Below are 17230 nucleotides of genomic sequence, written 5' to 3' on the forward strand. Positions count from 1 at the left end.
CTCCCGCAGGGCACCGGCAGGGCTCCGACAGCCCGCCGTCGCGGCGTCGGCGGGCCGCCGGTCGAGCGCCTCCCGATGGCCGCCGACCCGCCGCCGTGCGAACCTGCCACTGCCCGCGGTGATCCGCGCCGGGGCGGAGGAGCGCAGGAGGAAGCCGCACGTGAGCACGAACTTCGGCCGCGTCGTGATCGTGTTCAACCCGAACAGCACCGGCGACGGCCCGGGCAACGCCCGCGAGCTGTGCGAGCAGCTCAGCGAGCGGCTGCCGGGCACCGCGGTCGAGCTGTCGGAGACGCAGCACGCCGGGCACGCCGAGCAGCTCGCGGAGGAGGCGATCGCCCAGAACCCCGCGACGCTGGTGGTCTCCGCCAGTGGTGACGGCGGCTACCACGAGGTCGTCAACGGCGTGATGCGCGCCCGCCGCCGCTCGCCGGGAGCCGGGGTGGCGGCCGTGCTGGCCTCCGGCAACGCCAACGACCACGCCAACGCGGTGCAGCACCGCCCCCTCGTCGACGCCGTCGTGGCCGGCGCGGTGTCCCCGATGGACCTGCTGGAGGTGAGCACGCCCGGCAAGGAGCCCCGCTACGCGCACTCCTACGTCGGCCTCGGCATCACCCCCGTCGCCGCCGCCGAGCTCAACCAGCACGACCTCGACGCGGTGAAGGAGACGCTGCTGGTGGTGCGCAGCTTCTGGCGCTACCGGCCCCTGTCGATCACCCACGACGGAAACCGCATCAAGCTCGACAGCCTCGTGTTCGCCAACATCGGCCGGATGGCGAAGTACGCGACCCTCGCCGAGGACTCCTCCACCACCGACGGCCGCTACGAGAGCCTGCTCATCCGCCACCGCAACAAGCTGAAGCTGCTCGCGAGCTTCCTGCGGGTGGTCTCCGGCAAGCATGAGTTCATCACCCGCTCCGAGCCGTACGTCTTCACGACCGAGACGCCGATGCCGCTGCAGATGGACGGCGAGGTCCACGAGTTCGACGCGGGCGCCGAGGTCACCGTCCGCTGCGTGCGCGGCGCGCTGGACATCGTGCGCTGAGCGCGGCGCTCCGCTGCGGCCGTCCCGGGGAGCCCGCGCGGTGGCGACCCCGGCGGCCCGGCGGGGGCCGTCAGGACAGCGGTGAGTGCAGGCCCAGGCGGCGCAGCTCCAGCGCCGCCAGCGCACACACCACCTGCGGGTCCCCGGCCCGCCACCCGGCCAGCGGGTCGGCCCCCACCCGGGCCAGCGCCTCCGGTGGGCTGCCCACCAGCGCCCGCAGCGCCAGCAGCTCGGCGCCGCCACGGCGCGCCAGCGCCTCCGCCGCCGCGGCCCGGCGCGCGTAGCGCAGGCGACGCGGAACCCGCAGCGCCAGCGCCAGCACGGACGGGACGAGGGCGACGGCCAGCGCGCTGAGCAGGGCGACGTCCGCGACGAGCTCGGCCTGCTGCTGACCTGCCGCCGCCACCGAGTCGGCGCGCGAGGCTGCTCCCGAGAGCGCGCCTTCCAGCTCCCGGCCCGCCAGGGGGATCCTGCCGACCGTGCCCGCGGCGTCGCGCAGCTGGTCGGCGAGACCACCCGCGCCCTCGGCGACGTGCAGGGCCGGTTCGGCCAGGGAGGACACGACCCGGTGGGCCAGCACGCCCGCCCAGCAGGAGGCCAGCACCCACAGCAGGCAGCAGGCGTCGCCGAGCAGTTGCCGGGCGCGCATCCCCGGCAGGTCCGCGTAGGGCTTGAGGTCCACGCCCGCCACTGTGCCCGCCGCCGCCGCCCGCGCGCACGGGGCCCCCTCCCGCGCGCCGGTGCGGTGCGGCCGGAGCGCCTGCGGGCGGAGCGCACCGAGCGCCGCGCGGGCTGATGGGGAAGAGTGGAACAGTGCAGTCCACGTCCCACCGCACCCCCTCGCCCCGGACCGGCCAGAGCCCGCGTTCGCCGCTGACGGCGGTGCGCTCGGCCACTTCCGAGGCGCACCGGAGGCTGGAGGAACGCCTCGGCGTGCTGTCCGCCGGGTGGGGCGCAGCGGTGCACCGAATGTGGCTGATGCGGCTGCTGGGCGTGCAGGAGCCCCTGGAGGCGGCGCTGGCCGCGTGGGCCGGGCACGACCTGGCCCTGCCGGACCCCGCCGCGCGGCGCCGCGCCGACCTGGTCGCCGCCGACCTGATCGCCCTGGGGGCGACGCCCGCGGACGTGGCGGCGCTGCCGCGCTGCGAGCCGGTGACCCCGCTGCGCTCGCGGGCGCAGGCGCTCGGCGTCTGCTACGTGCTGGACGGCTCGACGCTGGGCGGCAAGGTGATCCGCGACGTCGCGGTGCGCTCCGGCGTCCCGGCGCAGGCGTGCACCTCGCTGACGGGCCTGCCGGGAGCGGGGGCCCGCTGGCGGGAGACGATGCGCGCCGTCGACGCCCTGCCCGCCGGGGCCGCAGCGGAGGCCGCCGCCGCCGCGCTGGCCACGTTCGAGCTGTTCGAGCAGTGGGTCGCCCCGGCCGTGGAGGCCGCCCGATGAGCCCCGGAGCGTCGGCGCCCCGGCCGGTGGGCCGCGCCGAGGCGTCGCCCCTCCTCGCCTCCCCGGGAGCGCCGGGGGAGGCGCCCGCCTACGTGCCCGCCTACGGGCAGGTGGACCTGACGAACTGCGACCGCGAGCCCATCCACGTCCCCGGGGCCGTCCAACCCCACGGGGTGCTGCTGGCCGTCGACCCCGCCGGCGGCGACGTCGTCGTCGCCTCCGCGAGCGCCACGGCGCTGCTCGGCGTGCGGCCCGAGGAGCTGCTCGGGCGGCCCCTCGCCGAGGTGCTGGGCCGCGAGGCCGCCGAGGTGGTCCTGGCCGCCTCCGTGCGGGCCATGACCGCCGAGCCGCTGCGCACCCGGCTGCTGGGTCCCGCGGGGGAGCTCGCCGGTCGGGAGGTCGACGTCATCGCCCACCCCAGCGGTGGTCGGCTCGTCGTCGAGGTCGAGCCCGTGGCCCCGGGCACCGGCCACGCCGTCTCCTACCGCGCGACCCGCGCCGCGATGGCCCGGCTCACGATGAGCGCGGGCGTGGGCGAGCTGTGCCGGGGCCTCGCCGCGGAGGTGCGCGCCCTCACCGGGTTCGACCGGGTGATGGTCTACCGCTTCGACGCGGAGTGGAACGGGGAGGTCGTCGCCGAGGAGCGCCGCAACGACCTCAACTCCTTCCTCGGCCTGCACTACCCCTCCACCGACATCCCCGTGCAGGCCAGGCGCCTGTACGAGGTGAACTGGACGCGGCTGATCGTCGACGTCGGCTACGTCCCCTCGCCGCTGGTGCCGGGCGTCGACCCGGCCACGGACGCGCCCCTGGACCTGTCGCACTCGGTGCTGCGCTCCGTCTCGCCCATCCACGTGGAGTACCTGCGCAACATGGGGGTCACGGCCTCCATGTCGGTGTCCCTGATGCACGACGGCCGGCTGTGGGGGCTCATCGCCTGCCACCACTACTCCGGCCCGCACCGGCCCACCTACGACGCGCGCTCCGCGGCGGAGTTCCTCGGTCAGGTGGCCTCGCAGCTCATCGCCGACCGGGAGGGCGCTGAGGAGCGCGAGGCGGCCCTCGCGGCGCACGACCTGCTGAGCGCGCTGATGTCGGACGTCGCGGGCAGCGGGCGGCCGCCGGGGGAGTCGTTGCTCGCCGATCCGCGGCTGCTGCAGCTCGTCGGGGCGCGCGGCGCCGCCCTGTGGAACGGCGAGGTGCTGCGGACGGCGGGGCGGGTTCCCGACGCCGAGGCCCTGCACGCCCTCGCCGCGGTCCTCGCGCGCACGGACGGCGCTCCCACGTTCACCGACCACGTCGCCTCGCTGCTGCCGCAGGGCGCCGCCCACGCCGCGACGGCCGCGGGCGCGCTGCGCATCGGCCTCGGGCGGCAGTGGTGGCTGCTGTGGCTGCGCCCGGAGCAGGTGGAGGTCGTCGACTGGGGCGGCGACCCGCACAACAAGGCGCTCGCCGCCGCGGAGGGCCCCGGGGTGCGCCTGAGCCCGCGCAAGTCGTTCGACAAGTGGCGTGAGGTGGTGCGCGGGCGCAGCCTGCCCTGGAACCGCTGGCAGGCGCAGACGGCCGAGCGGCTGGGCAACCAGTTCAACAGCCTCCTCGTCGGTCGGGTCCGCGAGCAGATCACGCTGGCGGAGTCCCTGCAGCGCGCGGTGGTCCCCGACGCCTCGCCGCAGCTGGCGGGCCTCGACGTCGCCGCCCGCTACGAGCCCGCCCAGGGCAGCCAGCTCGGCGGCGACTGGTGGGACGCGGTGGAGCTGTCGGGCGGCCGGGTCGCCTTCGTCGTCGGCGACGTCGCCGGGCACGGGGTGCAGGCGGCCACCGCGATGGCGCAGCTGCGCACCGCCCTGCGCGTCTACCTCCTCGACGGCCACCCGGCGGGGCAGTGCCTGGACCGCCTCGACCGCCTGGTGGCCACCCAGTTCGGCGAGGACATGGCCACCGCCGTCGTCGCCGTCGTCGACGCCGCCACCGGCCGCGTGGAGCTCGCCAACGCCGGGCACACCCCGCCGCTGATGCTGCACGCGGGTGGCGCCGACCTGCTGCTCGCCCCGCCGCGGCCGCTGCTGGGCGTGGGTACCGGCACGGCGACGTCCCTGACCCTGGACCTGCCCACCGGGGCGCTGCTGCTGCTCTACAGCGACGGGCTCGTGGAGCGGCGGGCGCAGCCGCTGGACGCGTCCCTGGAACTGCTGCGCTCGCGGGTGCAGTCCGAGCCCCCGGCGCCCGGGCAGCCGCTGCGCGCGTGGGTGGAGGGGCTGGTGCGGACGGTGCCGGGCCCCGCCGACGACGACTCCACGGTGCTGGCGGTGCGCCGCCGCGGGCACGACGCCGGCTGAACGCAGCGCCGCGCCCGCGGGGCGCCCGCGGGGCGCCGGCCCGGGCCGCAACCTCGGGATCAGGGCTCCGGCACCGCCAGGGCGCAGCGGCGCGGCGCGGTCACCGGGTTGCAGCGCGCCACCGCCCCACCGGGCAGCTGGGCGACGTAGTCGCTGCCGTAGCGGGCGGCCATCCCGGCGGCCGGGAAGTCGGTGCTCACCACGTGGGCACCGCTCGCGAAGGCCGCCTCCCGCTGCGTCGTGTCGCCGGTGAGGACCGTGCGCAGCGGCACGTCCGCGCGGGTGCGCACCAGGTAGCCCTGCCGGACCGGCGCGGCGATCTCCGCCCCGTCGGCCGCGGGGTCGTTGCGCCGGAGGAAGGCGGTGTCGGGGGCACCGGGCTCGCCGTTGGTGAACATCACCCGGCCCTGCAGGCTCGGCCGCCCCGCCCGGTAGGCGTCCCGCACGGGGCCGGGCTCGCTGTCGAGGAGGAACAGCACCTGCCCGCGGGCCTCGGCCACCCGCGGCCACCGGCCGGCGAGCACGGACTCGTTCAGCGTCCTGCCGGGCCGGCGCACGTCGTCCGGGGTGATCATGTCCTCCTCCCCGAAGACGGAGCGGATCTCCGCGTCGAGCGCGTCGAGCCGTGCGGCGTCCCACGGCGGGGACTGCACGCCGCCGAAGGCCTCCACCGCGTCGTCGGACTCCTTCAGCTCCAGCAGGATCGGCAGCGGGACGTGGCCCGGGTTCGCCTCGGACCAGGCCTCCACCTCCCGCAGGCACCGGAGCAGCGTCACGCAGGTGGTGCCGTAGTCGAAGTCGGCGATGTGCAGGACCTTCGTGCCCGGCTGCGACCACGCGGGGTCCGCCAGCGGCCCCTTGCCTGCCACCTTTCGCAGCAGCGGGTGCCGGTACAGCCCGCCGGCGGGATCGGGGAACAGGTCCAGTTCCAGGCTCCGCACGGCCTGCTGCTCCAGCTGCACGGGGATGTCGGCGTGGGAGTAGAACAGGTCCCGCGCCTCGGGGCGGAAGTGCACCTGCAGGGCCTGCTCGTCGCGGGGGAGTTCCCGGTGGTAGCTGTTGTGGCTGCCCACCACCTGCAGGTGGTGCAGGCGCAGGCCCTGGTCGCCGTGGCCCTCCGGAGCGGCGACCGCGCCCCGGTCGGTGGGGGAGGCGGTGGCGGGGGAGACGGCCAGCACGGCCCCGGCGAGGGCGGTGGCGGCGGCGGCGGCGGCGAGGCGGGCGCCGCGGGAACGGGTGGAGGTGCTCACGGGGGTTCCTTCCGTCGGTGCGGCGCGGCCGCACGCCCGGCAGCACGCCGGTGTGCTGCCGTGTCCGCACCACGACGGGTGGGGCCCTCCGATGGTGCTGTTCCCGTCCTAGCAGCCCGCGAGCTCCGCGCGGTGGTCGTTGCGCAGATCGACGACGACCGGTTCCCCCGCGGGGACCTCGCCGGTGCCCGCGGGGGAACCGGCGGACACCAGGACGACCGGGCAGCCGCAGGCGGAGGCCAGTTCCCGGCGGACCTCCCCGGTGAGGAAGTCCGTGTCCTGGTCGCGCACCTCGCCGGGCAGCACGAGCATCGCGGCGCCCCGCGCCAGCGGCGTGATCTCGTGGCGCCGGGCCGCGCGCAGCAGCACCGCGGGAGAACCGGTCTCGCGACGGACCGGATCGGGCAGACCCGCCGCCCGCACCACCGCCGCCAGCGCCTCCTCCACCTGCTCGCGGCGCTCGGCGGGAGAGGGGAAACCACCCAGCGGGACCCCGCCCACGGCCGGCGGCCTGCGCGGGTACTCCCACACGGTCACCGCGACCAGGGGTGCGCCGCGCTCCTGCGCCTGCCCCCACGCCCAGCGCAGCGCCGCTGCGCAGTCGCTGGAGAAGTCGATGCCGACCAGCACCGGAGAACCCGACGGGGCCACGGGGCCTCCTCCCTCGAGGCCGTCACCCCCTCGGGACGGCTCCACCTGCAGCATCCGGCACGGACGTGTCCAGCGGGTAACGCCCGGCTGTCCGGCGCGGTTCCCGCTGCCGCCCGCCCGCCCGCCCCGCACGCCCGCCCCGCCCGCCCGCCCCGCACGCCCGCCCCGCGTCTCAGGACCGGGTCTCAGGGCTGGGCCGTTCCTCCCGCGCGGTGGCTGTAGGCGGCCTGCCGGACGGCCTCGTCGCTCTCGAGCCCGGCTCCCAGCGCACCGCCGACGGTGGCGAGGGAACTCGTCAGCAGCGCCAGTTCCAGGTAGTCGCCCAGCGCGACGCCGTGGCCCAGCTCACCGGCGAGCAGGGCGGGTACCACCAGCACCGCCGCGGCGAGCAGCGACAGGACGAACAGCGCCGCGTAGAGGGTGGCGACACCGATGACGATGGTGGCCGTCGTCGCCAGGTTGAACAGCACCACCTGCTTGCGCGCCCGCGGCGAGGAGCTGCGTTCCCAGAGCTCGGCCCCGACGACGAGGGTGCAGGCGATGCCGGCGACGGAGGCGACCGCGACGCCGGTGTGGCGCAGCGGACCGAAGGCGTCGGCGAGGCGCCACACGTCCGGGGTGATGAGGGCGAACACCCCGGTGGCGACCGCCGCGGCCAGCGCCCGCGAGAGCCCAGCCGCCAGCCGCCAGGGCCGGTTGGCCCGGACCATCCCGGCGAGGAGGCGGAGGTTGCCCGACAGCACCCGGGCCGTGTAGCTCACGCCGTCGCCGCCGGCCTCGTCGTCGTCGCTGAGTTCGCGCAGGCGGCGGTGCAGGCGCCCGCCCGTCGCATCCGCCGGGTCCTCCGGATCCGCGCCCAGCAGTGTCCGCACCTGCGCGACCAGCGTCTGCCGCACCCGGGCGCGCAGCCCGACGGCCCCGAGCGCCGGGACGCTGACGACGGCCACCCCGTGCACCGGGCTGGCGTGGGCGACCACCGGCCGGCGCGCCACCTGCAGAGGCAGGTCCGTCAGGCAGACGGTGAGGTCCCAGTCGTGGGCGAGCATGCGCTGGCGGGCCGCCGCGACCACCTCGGAGTCGTCGGCGGGCGGGGTGACGAGGCCGTCCGAGAGGACCTCCACGCGCCAGCGGGCCGCGGGGAGCTCCCGCTGCAGGTCGGCCGTCACGTCGGCCTGCAGCCTCGTCGCGAGGTCCGCGGGGGTTCCGGGCGCCGCGACGATCCCGAGCAGCACGTCGCCGGGGCCCTCAGCGCTCGTGCCGTCGTCGCCGGTGCCGTCGCCGTCCGTGCCGTCCCGTTCGCCGTCCACGGCCGTCATCCTCGCGGACCGGGCCACCACCCCCGGGCGTTGCCCCCGCCGAGGCGGTGCGCTTCGATCGCCCCATGGCCGGACTCGCTCGGTTCAAGGACCTCTGCCTCGACGCCCGTGACCACCAGGCCCTCGCGGACTGGTGGTGCCGCTGCCTCGGCTACGCGCGTCGGGACTCCCTCACCGGTGACTCGCGCCCTCCGGAGTGGCCGGTGCCGATCGTGGACCCGGCAGGGGTCGGCCCGCTCATCTGGGTGGCGCCGGTGCCCGAGGCGAAGACGGTGAAGAACCGCATGCACTTCGACGTCGACGGCGACCGGGACGAACTCCTCGCCGCGGGGGCGCGGATGGTGCTGCCGCGCGGGGAGGACCGCGACTGGGACGTGCTCGCCGACCCGGAGGGGAACGAGTTCTGCGTCTTCGCGGGGGAGTAGCCCGGGGTCGGCGGCGTCGCGACCGGCAGCCGGAAGGCCGCCGATGCACAGCGAGGCCTTCCGGCCCGACGTGCACGACCGGGACACTGCCTCGGTGACCGACCCTGCCGTGCCCGGGCTCCTGCGGCCCCGCGCCCTCCTGCCGGGGGACCTCGTCGCCATCTCGGCGCTCGCCGGGCCGCTCGATGCCAGGTGGCAGCAGGAGGCCGACCTCGAGCGGGCGGTGGGCGTCCTCAGCGGGATGGGGTTCCGCGTGCGGGTCTCGCCGCTGCTCGCACCGGGCCGGCAGCACTGGTGGAGCGCGGCGCGGCCGGCAGAGATCGCCGGGGAGCTCAACGCCCTGCTGCGTGATCCGGAGGTGCGCGCGATCGTCGCGCACGACGGTGGCCAGACGGCGCTCGGCTACCTCGACCTGATCGACGTCGAGGCGATCACGGCCGACCCCAAGCCGATCCTCGGCTCCAGCGACATCTCGCTGCTCCACCTCGTGCTGTACGCGCGCACCGGTCTCGTCGGCTTCCACGCGGACCTGGCCACACCGGGTCTCGGCGGCGCGTGGCGGGCCGCGCCCGCAGCGCGCCGGGCGCAGCTGGAGGAGCTCTACTCGACGTTGCTGACCGGCACGGAGCCGATCGGGGCGCTCCCCACCGGCCCGTCCTGGGAGTGCTGGCGGCCCGGTCGAGCAGAGGGCCCGCTGGTCGGTGGGGTCGTCAACCGCATCGCGCTGGTGCAGGCGACGCGGTACGCGCTGCCGCTGGAGCGGTTCGACGGTGCGATGCTGTTCTGGGAGGAGTCGGGCGGCCTGGCGTCGCACGTGTGGAGCTACCTGCACGTGCTGCGGCACGCCGGCATCCTCGACCGGATCTCCGGCATGGTCGTGGGCGTTCCGCACGCGGTCGGCGGGCTCGGCGGACCCGACGCGCCCGACGCGGGCCCGACGTTGCCCGAGATCGTGCTCGACGTCCTCGGTGATCGTGACATCCCCGTCCTGGGTGGCGTCGAGGTCGGCCACGCGGGCCCGAACCTGCCGATGCCGGTCGGTGTCCGCGTCGCCCTCGACGCGCAGCAGCGGACGCTGGCGCTGCTGGAACCGGCGGTGCGCTCGCACGCGACGCCGGGACCGGCCGCCTGAGGCGAGGGGCCAGCGCGTGCCGGCACCGGACTTCACCCGCACCTACGAGGACGACGGGCGGGCGCGCTGGCGTCGAGTGAGCAGGGAGATGGTCGAGTCCGGCGAGGTGGCCGCCGAGGAGCTCGACCTCACGGTCGAGTCGTTGCAGCCGGTGTGGCTGTGGCTGGCCCGCCGGGCACGCAAGCGCCCGCCGGGCGAGCCGCTTCCCACCGACGCAACGTTGCCGCCCTGGTTCACCGGGCCCGGCTGGCGCGCCTACGACGGCTGGGACGACGGGACGCTGGACCGCATCGGGGCCGTTACGTACTACCTGGAGTGCGTGCTCGCGGCCCTGCCTGGTGTGGAGCAGGCGGTCGGTGAGGAGTACTACACCCTCGGCGAGCCGGTTCACATCCTGCCGGACACGTACGGCAGGGAGCAGAATCCCCTCGAGTGGGTGGGTTCAGCCCTGAGCGACGTGTGGAACGGCGAGGAGCCCGACCCCCAGGCGCTCACCTGCCGGATCAAGCCCGCTGAACCATTGGACCAGGAGTACTTCTATCGAAGCAGGCTCACACTGCGGCTCGAGCCCGAGCCTCGCGGTCTCTTACGGCGGCGCGCACTTGTGCCGGTGGAGCTGGTCACGAAGTTCCTGAGCACAGTCGTGGGGCGGCAGGTGTCCCTGCTTCCCGCCGGGAACGGCGAGGCCGTCGACGTCGAGCACATCGGTGCCGGGGAGTGGCGGGCATTCTTCACGGCCACCCTGAAGGGCTCGGGACTGCGCAGCCTCGACGTCGTGATCGGGGCGGACGGCGGAAGACTCAAGGCGAAACAATGCCGATCGGAAGTCCGCGAACTGGTCTTCGCCCTCCTCAGCTTCGCGGAGGAGGCACTCTGCGCGGTGCGCATCGTGCAGGCCCGCCCGATGAACTGCACCGAGCCCTCACCGTCCGGACGCCTCACCACGGAGATCGCTGAGGACGTCCTGTCCGCGGTGGGGTTCTGACGGGGCTCCACGACGAGGGCAGCGGGCTGGGCGCGGTGGCTCAGGTCCGTCTCCCCGTGCGGTTCCGGCCCCCGGCCGGTGGCGGTCGGGGCCGTCCGCGCCGCCGGTCAGGACCGCGCGTGCTCCGGCACCGGGCCGTGGCTCGCGCGGGAACGCCACGAGGCGCTGACGAGCAGGTAGCCGGCTCCGGCGGCGGCGAACGAGCCGTAGACCACGACGAAGACCCAGTCCGCCAGCGGCCCGGGATCGCCGGGGGCCGCCGGCCACAACCCGGTCGTCGGACCCAGGGTCACCGCCAGGCCCGCCGCGCCGGGCAGCAGCAGCGCGGCGCCGGCCAGCCAGCCCGAGGCGCGCAGCAGCCGCGCGGGCGCGGAGGCCCTGCCGGCGCGGGACGAGGCGAGCACCAGCAGCAGCGCGACCCCGAGCAGGTCCAGGCCGACGGTTCTCCACAACGCCGCGAGCCGCTCCCCGTCGCTCAGCGAGTCCAGCATCCGGTGCCACTGGGCGGCGTTGCGCACCCCGACGTCGACGCCCAGCGCCCACGACGCCTTCACCGCCGCGTAGGCGGTCAGCGCGGTGGTTCCGACGGCTGCGCCGAGGGTGCGGACGTGCCCGGGTGCTCGCATGGCGCCACTCTCGACCCCGTCGAGCGGCGTCGGCATCACTCCTCCGGAGCCGATCACCGGGCCGACCGGTCGACGCCCGCCCGCGGTCCCACGGCTCGCGGAAGGAGCGAGCGGCGCAGCGCCCGGAGGACGCCGTAGGCCACGGTGGCCAGCTTCCAGCCGCAGCACTCGCCGAAGCGGTAGTCGTCGGCCGCGGCCAGCCGCTGCGCCAGGTCCGGGCGCTGCTGCGCGAGGTAGCGGCGCGCGCGGGCGGCGTGCAGGGGAGCGGAGGCGATCCTGAGGATGGCGGCGTCCTCCAGCAGCGGCAGGGAGTGCGCCACGTTCTCCCACGTCGACCGCGCCCGGGTCTCCAGCGCGATCCGCTCGGCGGGGACGGCCAGGGCCCGCCGGGCGTAGTCGGCCATCACCTCCGCCTCGCTCGGCCCGCCCTCCCGCCCGGCGCCGCTGAAGACCAGCCTGCCGTGCTGCGGGTGCATCGAGCGCACGGCGATGTCGGTGCGCCAGCGCTGCATCGGGTGCAGGCGGCCGTCGCGGCGGCAGGGATGGCCGAGGACGAGGACCACCTCCGGGCCGCGCCCCGCCGCGGGTGGCGCGCCCGGGAGGCCGCGGCGGGAGGCCCGCCGGTTCGGGATCTCGGCGACGGCGACGGCGAGCAGCAGCGCGAGCGCGCACGTGGTGACGCCCCGGCCCGCCCGGCCGCGGACTCGCCTCGCCCCGTGCACGGGCCCAGCCTGCCGGACGGGCGGGAGGGGACGTCGACGGGGCGGCGCCCGACCGCCACCGCCCGTGCGAGCGGAGCCGGCTCAGCCGGCGTCCAGCCCCGCGAGCCAGGCGTCCACGAGCCGCTCGGCGCGCGCCGGCGGCATCCGCTGCGGTTCGAGGGCGACGGCGACGGCGAGGCCGTCCAGCAGGGCGAGCAGCGCCGCGGCGTCCCCGGCCGGGTCGGTGCGGTGCGGTGCGCCGGCGGCCACGAGGTCCGCCAGGAACCGCTCCAGGCTCGCCCACTCCCGCCGGTGGACCTCGGCCACCTGCTCGTCGACGGCCGCGTGCGCGGCGAAGGAGAGCCAGACGACGGTGCTGGCACGGGGCGCGCCATCGGCGCCGGCGAGCAGCAGGGCGAGGATCCGCAGGGCGCCGCCCGGGGAGGGGGCGGCGCTCAGGCGCTGCTGCAGCTCGGCCCGGAACCTCGTGCTGACGTGCTCCATCGCGGCGAGCAGGAGGGCGTTCTTGGTGGGGAAGTGGTGCTGCACGGCGCCGATCGAGACTCCGGCGCGGTCGGCGACCTGGCGGATGCTCACCCCCTCCAGGCCCCGATCGGCGACGATCGCGACGAGCGCGTCGAGGAGGTGCTCCGATGGTCCGGCCACGCCCGCATCGTCGCAGGCGCCGGCCGATTCCGAACGTTGACGACAATACGATCGTATGGCTACGGTCGGCGCATGACCCGCGCCCGCCTCGACGGCCTCGACGTCGCCCGGGGGATCGCGATCCTCGGCACCTTCGCGACCAACGTGTGGATCTTCACGGCACCCGCAGGTCTCCTCGGCGTCCTCGACGGCGACACCCCAGCCTCCTCCGCCGCCCTCCTGCTGCAGCAGCTGCCCAACGGCAAGTTCCTCGGCATGCTCACGCTGCTCTTCGGCATGGGCCTCGCCCTGCAGCAGGCCGCCGCCGCCCGCCGCGGCGACCCGTGGCCGGGGCGCTACCCCTGGCGGGCCCTGCTGCTCCTCCTCGACGGCACGCTGCACTACTTCCTCGTCGCCGAGTTCGACGTCCTGATGGGCTACGCCGTCACCGGCCTGCTCGTCGCCTTCCTCCTCGCCCGCAGCCTGCGCGTCCAGCGGGCCTGGCTCGTCACCGCCGCCACCTGCCACGTCGCCCTCATGTCCCTGCTCGTGCTGGCGGTGGCGCTCGTACCGGACGAGCCCGGCGGCGAGGGCGACGACGAGGGCACCGCCGCGGCCGCCCGGGTGCTGCAGCACGGCAGCTGGTGGGACCTGGTGCAGTGGCGCTGGGAGAACATCGTGCTCTTCCGCCTCGAACCCGTCCTCATCGGCGCCCTCGGGGTGGCGCTGTTCCTCCTGGGCGCGCGGCTGCTGCGCGCCGGCGTCGCCACCGCCGACGGCACCCGGCTGCGCCGCCGCCTGCTGCTCGTCGGGGCGCTCGCCCTCCCGCTCGACCTGCTCCTGGGCACCGCCGGGGGCGATGCGGGCGTCATCGCCGCGCGCTACCTCACGGCACCGCTGGTGGCCCTCGGCCTCCTCGCCGCCGTCCTCGGCGCCTGCCTCCGGATCCCGCGCACTCCGCTGGGCGCCTTCGCGCGCCGCCGCCTCGCCGAGGTCGGGCGCACCGCCCTGTCCTGCTACGTCCTGCAGAACCTGCTCGCCTCGGCGCTCTGCTACGGCTGGGGCCTCGGGCTCACCGCCCGGCTGGACGGCGGGACGCGCACGGCGGCGACCGTCCTGATCCTGCTCGGCGTCAGCGCCGCCGTCGTCACCGCCGCCGCCCTGTGGCTGCGCGTCTTCCAGCGCGGCCCGCTGGAGGCACTGCTGCACCAGGCGCTGCGCTGGGCCCCCGGCGCCCGGCCCCGCACGCCGGTCGCCCCCCAGCAGGTGGAGCCGCCGGCGCGCCCGCTCAGCCCGCAGTGACCGCGCGGTGCTCCCGCAGCCACTGGAGGAACTCCGGCGCCGGCAGGGGCGGGGAGTGCAGGTGGCTCTGGCTCTGGTCGCAGCCCAGGGAGCGCAGGGCCCGCACGCCCTCCTCGTCGGCCACGCCCTCGGCGATCAGCTTCAGGCCGAGGCTGTGGGCCAGGTCCACCGTGCTGCGCACGATCGCCGCGGAGCGCTCGTCGTGGGCGACCTCCGCGACGAAGGAGCGGTCCAGCTTCAGGTCGTGCACGGCCAGGTCGCGCAGGTACGCCAGGGAGGAGTAGCCCGTGCCGTAGTCGTCGACGCTGAGGCGCACGCCGAGCCCGGCGAGCGCGGCCACCACGGCCCGCGCGCGCCGGGAGTCGCCCAGGACGACCGACTCGGTGATCTCCAGGTGCAGGGCCGCGGGCGGCAGTCCGTGGCGCTCCAGCGCCCGGCGCACCCGCTCGGGCAGCGCGGCGTCGAGGACGTCGGTGGCGGAGAGGTTGACCGCCACCGGGACACCCGCACCGGCCTCCCGCCAGCGGGCGGCCTCCGCGAGCGCCTCCTCCAGCACCTGCCGCGTCAGCGACGGCATCAGCCCGCGCTGCTCGGCGGTCGCCACGAACGACGTGGGGTCGAGCAGCCCCAGGCGCGGATGCGCCCAGCGCACCAGCGCCTCCGCGCCCGCCACCGCGCCCGACACCAGGTCGATCTTGGGCTGGAAGTGCAGGACCAGGCTGCCGCCCGCGGCACCGGGGGCGAGGACCTGCCGCAGCTCCTCCAGGAGCTGCAGGCGGTCCCCGGAGCGGCGGTCGACGGACTCGTCGTACACCTTCACGTCGACGCGCCCGCGCTTGGCCACGTGCAGGGCCACGTCCGCGCGGCGCAGCAGCTCCTCCCCGCGGGCGGCGTGCTCCGGCCGCGCCGCCACGCCGAGGCGGGCGGGGACGTGCAGCGCGCTGCCGGTGAGGCGGTGCCGGTGGGCGAGGTCGCCGGCCAGGGCCTCGGCGAGGCGCAGCCCCGGCTCCAGGCCGGTGCGCGGCAGCAGCAGCGCGAACTCGTCGCCACCCAGGCGGGCGGCGACGTCGCCGGGGCGGGCGTGGGCGGCCAGGCGCTGCGCCACCGAGCGCAGCAGCTCGTCGCCGGCGCCGTGCCCGAGGGCGTCGTTGACCTCCTTGAAGCGCTCCAGGTCCAGCAGGAGCAGGCACGCGGTCTCGTCGCGCTCGTCCGCCTCGGCCATCGCCGCCAGCAGGGCGCGCCGGTTGCCCAGCCCGGTCACCTCGTCGGTGAGGGACAGCAGCCGCGCCTGTGCCAGGGGCACGAGCTGGCGGTGGGCCAGGCCCAGGCGCGCCACCACGAGCAGCAGGCCGGCCGCGGCGAGCAGGCCGCTGCGGGTGGTGCCGCCCGTGCCGGCGGTCGCCGCCAGCAGCGCCGCGCACAGGAGCACCACCGCCGTGGGCGCCACGAGCAGGCGGCTGACGCCGACGACGATGGGGGGCCGGCGGTGCCACGGCATCCACGCCGACGCGGCCACCGTCACCGCCGCCGCGGCCCGCAGCACGTCGGCCGGGCTGCCCCCGGCGTCGGTGCCCGCGCGCAGCTGCAGCACCCAGCCCAGGTGCCCCGCGAAGGACATCGCCAGCGCCGCCAGCCACAGCCACAGCCGCACGTCGCCGCGCAGCCCGCACCACAGGACGATCCCGACCAGCTCGACGAGGAGGATCGCGTACACCACGGGCACCACCAGCGGCACGTCCTCCGCGCCGGCCGGCACCTCGGGGGTCAACCGCTCCACGGGCCCGGCCAGCTGCGCCTGCCAGGCCAGCAGCACGAGCAGGCCCGCCACGGCGTCCAGCCACGCGCCCCGGGTCCGCTCACCGACCCGGTGACGCAGGTACTGCTGCACGGCGAGCACGAAGCAGGGCACCGCCAGCAGCGGGAGCACGAGCGCACCCGGCCCGCGCGGCGGGTCGCCGCCGAGGACCTGCACCACGTCGACGGCGGCCTCCTGCACGACCCCCGCCGTGACGCCCAGCGCCAGCGGGAGGAACACCCACCGCTCGGCCCGCACCGCGGCCACCCGCCACCACAGCAGCCCGGCAGCGGTCAGGGCGATGGTGCTGCCCAGCGTGGCGTCGAGGACCAGCGGCAGCCCGGGAGCGCTCAGCCCGGCCAGTGCCAGGGTGTAGACGAGGACCCCGGCCGCGAGGGCGAGGAGCACGCGTCCGGGAGTGGGCACCCGCCCATGATGTCCCGTGCGGCCGCGAGGTGGGCCGTCGAGCCCCCGAAGGGGTGAGCGCGGGGAGCCCGGTCGGGTCAGTCCCCGCGCCCACCCCGGATCAGCCGGGGTTCACCGCGTCGTTCAGTCGGCCAGCGGGGACGGCCCCAGCTCGACCAGCAGCTCGGCCATCTTGCGGTAGGCCTTGTTGCGGTAGTCGATGAGCTCGGCGAGCTTGTCGGGGTCCAGGTCGAGGAAGCCGGAGCCGGTCTTGGCGCCGAACTTGCCCTGCGCCACGAGCTCGGTGAGGTTGGCCGGAGCGGACAGGCGCTCGCCGAAGTGGTCCTCCAGGACCTTGAAGCCCTTGGCGTAGACGTCCAGGCCGGCCATGTCCGCGATGGCGAACGGGCCGAAGAACGGCAGCCGGAAGCCGAACGTGGTGGAGACGATGGTGTCGACGTCCTTGGGGGTGGCCACACCCTCCTCGACGACCGTCATGGCCTCCTTGAGGAGGACGTACTGCAGGCGGTTGAGGACGAAGCCGGGGACGTCCGCGACCTGGGCGCCCTTGCGCCCGGCGCGGGTGAGCAGGTCGTCGATGATCGGCAGCACGGCGGGGTTGGTGGCCTCGCCCATGACGAGCTCCACGCCCGGGATGAAGGGGGCCGGGTTGGAGAAGTGCACCGTCAGGAACAGCGACGCGTCCTCGAACGCCTCGGCGAGCAGCTTCACCGGGATGGTGGAGGTGTTGGTGCCGATGATGGTGCCGGGGGCGGCGGCCTTCTCCACCCGGGCCAGCACGTCCTTCTTGACCTGCAGGTCCTCGAAGACGGCCTCCTCGACGAAGTCGACGTCGGCGACGGCGTCCTCGATGGAGTCCGCCGGGTGCAGGCGCTCCTTGAGGACGTCGGTGCTGCCGGCGTCGAAGAGCCCCTGCGACTCGAAGAGCGCCGCCTCCTTCAGGAGGCGCTCGTAGTTGCGCTGCGTCGACTCCTTGTCGGCGTCGGCGAGCCACACGTCGGCGCCGGCCAGGGCGAGGGACTGGGCGATGCCGCCGCCCATGTAGCCGGTGCCGATCTGCGCGACGCGGGTGATCTTGTCGGTGCGGGGTGCGGTGGTCACGCGGGTCCTGCCCTTCCGGGGATTCGGGGTGATCTGCGGGGGTGCCGTGCGGGG

The 17230-nt window shown here is 76.1% G+C and carries 16 protein-coding genes; 7 read left to right on the top strand and 9 right to left on the bottom strand.

Annotated elements, in window-relative coordinates; translation table 11 throughout:
- Positions 1-160: 160 nt before the first annotated feature.
- The gene (locus tag CLV92_RS11275) at positions 161-1045 is read left to right on the top strand and encodes a diacylglycerol/lipid kinase family protein (protein WP_104432924.1); all 885 of its coding nucleotides are present in this window, start codon (positions 161-163) and stop codon (positions 1043-1045) included.
- Between the two features lie 70 nt (positions 1046-1115).
- Here CLV92_RS11275 and CLV92_RS11280 read toward each other — a convergent pair whose 3' ends face one another.
- Entirely contained in the window at positions 1116-1727 is a 612-nt protein-coding gene (locus CLV92_RS11280; RefSeq protein ID WP_146099496.1) for a hypothetical protein, read from the bottom strand.
- Between the two features lie 131 nt (positions 1728-1858).
- Between CLV92_RS11280 and CLV92_RS11285 the strand changes: the two genes are divergently transcribed.
- Positions 1859-2485 carry a biliverdin-producing heme oxygenase gene (locus CLV92_RS11285; protein ID WP_158257206.1) on the top strand — a complete coding sequence of 209 codons (627 nt, stop codon included), beginning with the start codon at positions 1859-1861 and terminating at the stop codon, positions 2483-2485.
- Positions 2482-4821 carry a SpoIIE family protein phosphatase gene (locus tag CLV92_RS11290; RefSeq protein ID WP_104432927.1) on the top strand — a complete coding sequence of 780 codons (2340 nt, stop codon included), beginning with the start codon at positions 2482-2484 and terminating at the stop codon, positions 4819-4821. Before CLV92_RS11285 ends, CLV92_RS11290 begins: the two co-directional genes overlap by 4 nt.
- A gap of 59 nt (positions 4822-4880) precedes the next feature.
- Here the strand turns inward: CLV92_RS11290 and CLV92_RS11295 are convergent, their stop codons facing one another.
- From CLV92_RS11295 to CLV92_RS11305, 3 genes are all read right to left on the bottom strand, one after another.
- Entirely contained in the window at positions 4881-6071 is a 1191-nt protein-coding gene (locus CLV92_RS11295; protein WP_104432928.1) for a phosphatidylinositol-specific phospholipase C1-like protein, read from the bottom strand.
- A 108-nt stretch (positions 6072-6179) separates the two neighbouring features.
- Positions 6180-6722: a universal stress protein gene (locus CLV92_RS11300; RefSeq protein ID WP_158257207.1), complete on the bottom strand. Its 543-nt coding sequence runs from the start codon at positions 6720-6722 to the stop codon at positions 6180-6182.
- A gap of 185 nt (positions 6723-6907) precedes the next feature.
- Positions 6908-8029: a hypothetical protein gene (locus CLV92_RS11305; RefSeq protein ID WP_211291059.1), complete on the bottom strand. Its 1122-nt coding sequence runs from the start codon at positions 8027-8029 to the stop codon at positions 6908-6910.
- Positions 8030-8103: 74 nt separating this feature from the next.
- Here CLV92_RS11305 and CLV92_RS11310 point away from each other — a divergent pair, with 74 nt between their 5' ends.
- The 3 genes from CLV92_RS11310 (at position 8104) to CLV92_RS11320 (ending at position 10580) form a co-directional block, all read left to right on the top strand.
- The gene (locus CLV92_RS11310; RefSeq protein WP_104432930.1) at positions 8104-8463 is read left to right on the top strand and encodes a VOC family protein; all 360 of its coding nucleotides are present in this window, start codon (positions 8104-8106) and stop codon (positions 8461-8463) included.
- 94 nt (positions 8464-8557) lie between these two features.
- Complete coding sequence (locus CLV92_RS11315; RefSeq protein WP_211291060.1) at positions 8558-9595, top strand: S66 peptidase family protein; 1038 nt, start codon at positions 8558-8560, stop codon at positions 9593-9595.
- Positions 9596-9611: 16 nt separating this feature from the next.
- The gene (locus tag CLV92_RS11320; RefSeq protein WP_146099498.1) at positions 9612-10580 is read left to right on the top strand and encodes a hypothetical protein; all 969 of its coding nucleotides are present in this window, start codon (positions 9612-9614) and stop codon (positions 10578-10580) included.
- A 107-nt stretch (positions 10581-10687) separates the two neighbouring features.
- Here CLV92_RS11320 and CLV92_RS11325 read toward each other — a convergent pair whose 3' ends face one another.
- From CLV92_RS11325 to CLV92_RS11335, 3 genes are all read right to left on the bottom strand, one after another.
- Positions 10688-11206 carry a hypothetical protein gene (locus CLV92_RS11325; RefSeq protein WP_146099499.1) on the bottom strand — a complete coding sequence of 173 codons (519 nt, stop codon included), beginning with the start codon at positions 11204-11206 and terminating at the stop codon, positions 10688-10690.
- 53 nt (positions 11207-11259) lie between these two features.
- A complete protein-coding gene (locus CLV92_RS11330) occupies positions 11260-11928 on the bottom strand; it encodes a YdcF family protein (RefSeq protein ID WP_104432934.1) in 669 nt (222 codons plus the stop codon).
- 81 nt (positions 11929-12009) lie between these two features.
- Positions 12010-12573: a TetR/AcrR family transcriptional regulator gene (locus CLV92_RS11335; protein ID WP_104432935.1), complete on the bottom strand. Its 564-nt coding sequence runs from the start codon at positions 12571-12573 to the stop codon at positions 12010-12012.
- Positions 12574-12645: 72 nt separating this feature from the next.
- Here CLV92_RS11335 and CLV92_RS11340 point away from each other — a divergent pair, with 72 nt between their 5' ends.
- Positions 12646-13854, top strand: a complete 1209-nt coding sequence (locus CLV92_RS11340) for a DUF418 domain-containing protein (protein WP_104432936.1) — start codon at positions 12646-12648, stop codon at positions 13852-13854.
- On the opposite strand, the gene CLV92_RS11345 is transcribed toward CLV92_RS11340, so the two are convergent.
- Together CLV92_RS11345 and CLV92_RS11350 are read right to left on the bottom strand one after the other, a co-directional pair.
- Positions 13841-16075: a putative bifunctional diguanylate cyclase/phosphodiesterase gene (locus CLV92_RS11345; protein ID WP_146099500.1), complete on the bottom strand. Its 2235-nt coding sequence runs from the start codon at positions 16073-16075 to the stop codon at positions 13841-13843. The genes CLV92_RS11340 and CLV92_RS11345 overlap by 14 nt on opposite strands.
- A gap of 123 nt (positions 16076-16198) precedes the next feature.
- The gene (locus tag CLV92_RS11350; RefSeq protein WP_104432938.1) at positions 16199-17176 is read right to left on the bottom strand and encodes a 3-hydroxyacyl-CoA dehydrogenase family protein; all 978 of its coding nucleotides are present in this window, start codon (positions 17174-17176) and stop codon (positions 16199-16201) included.
- Between the last annotated feature and the right edge of the window lie 54 nt (positions 17177-17230).

The organism is Kineococcus xinjiangensis, from assembly GCF_002934625.1.
In the GTDB taxonomy this organism is placed as follows: Bacteria; Actinomycetota; Actinomycetes; order Actinomycetales; family Kineococcaceae; genus Kineococcus_A; species Kineococcus_A xinjiangensis.

Excerpts from the sequence above, each read along its gene's own strand:
- CLV92_RS11310 (WP_104432930.1), top strand. The coding sequence starts at position 8,104 with ATGGCCGGACTCGCTCGGTTCAAGGACCTCTGCCTCGACGCCCGTGAC.
- CLV92_RS11325 (WP_146099499.1), bottom strand. The coding sequence starts at position 11,206 with ATGCGAGCACCCGGGCACGTCCGCACCCTCGGCGCAGCCGTCGGAACC.
- CLV92_RS11340 (WP_104432936.1), top strand. The coding sequence starts at position 12,646 with ATGACCCGCGCCCGCCTCGACGGCCTCGACGTCGCCCGGGGGATCGCG.
- CLV92_RS11290 (WP_104432927.1), top strand. The coding sequence starts at position 2,482 with ATGAGCCCCGGAGCGTCGGCGCCCCGGCCGGTGGGCCGCGCCGAGGCG.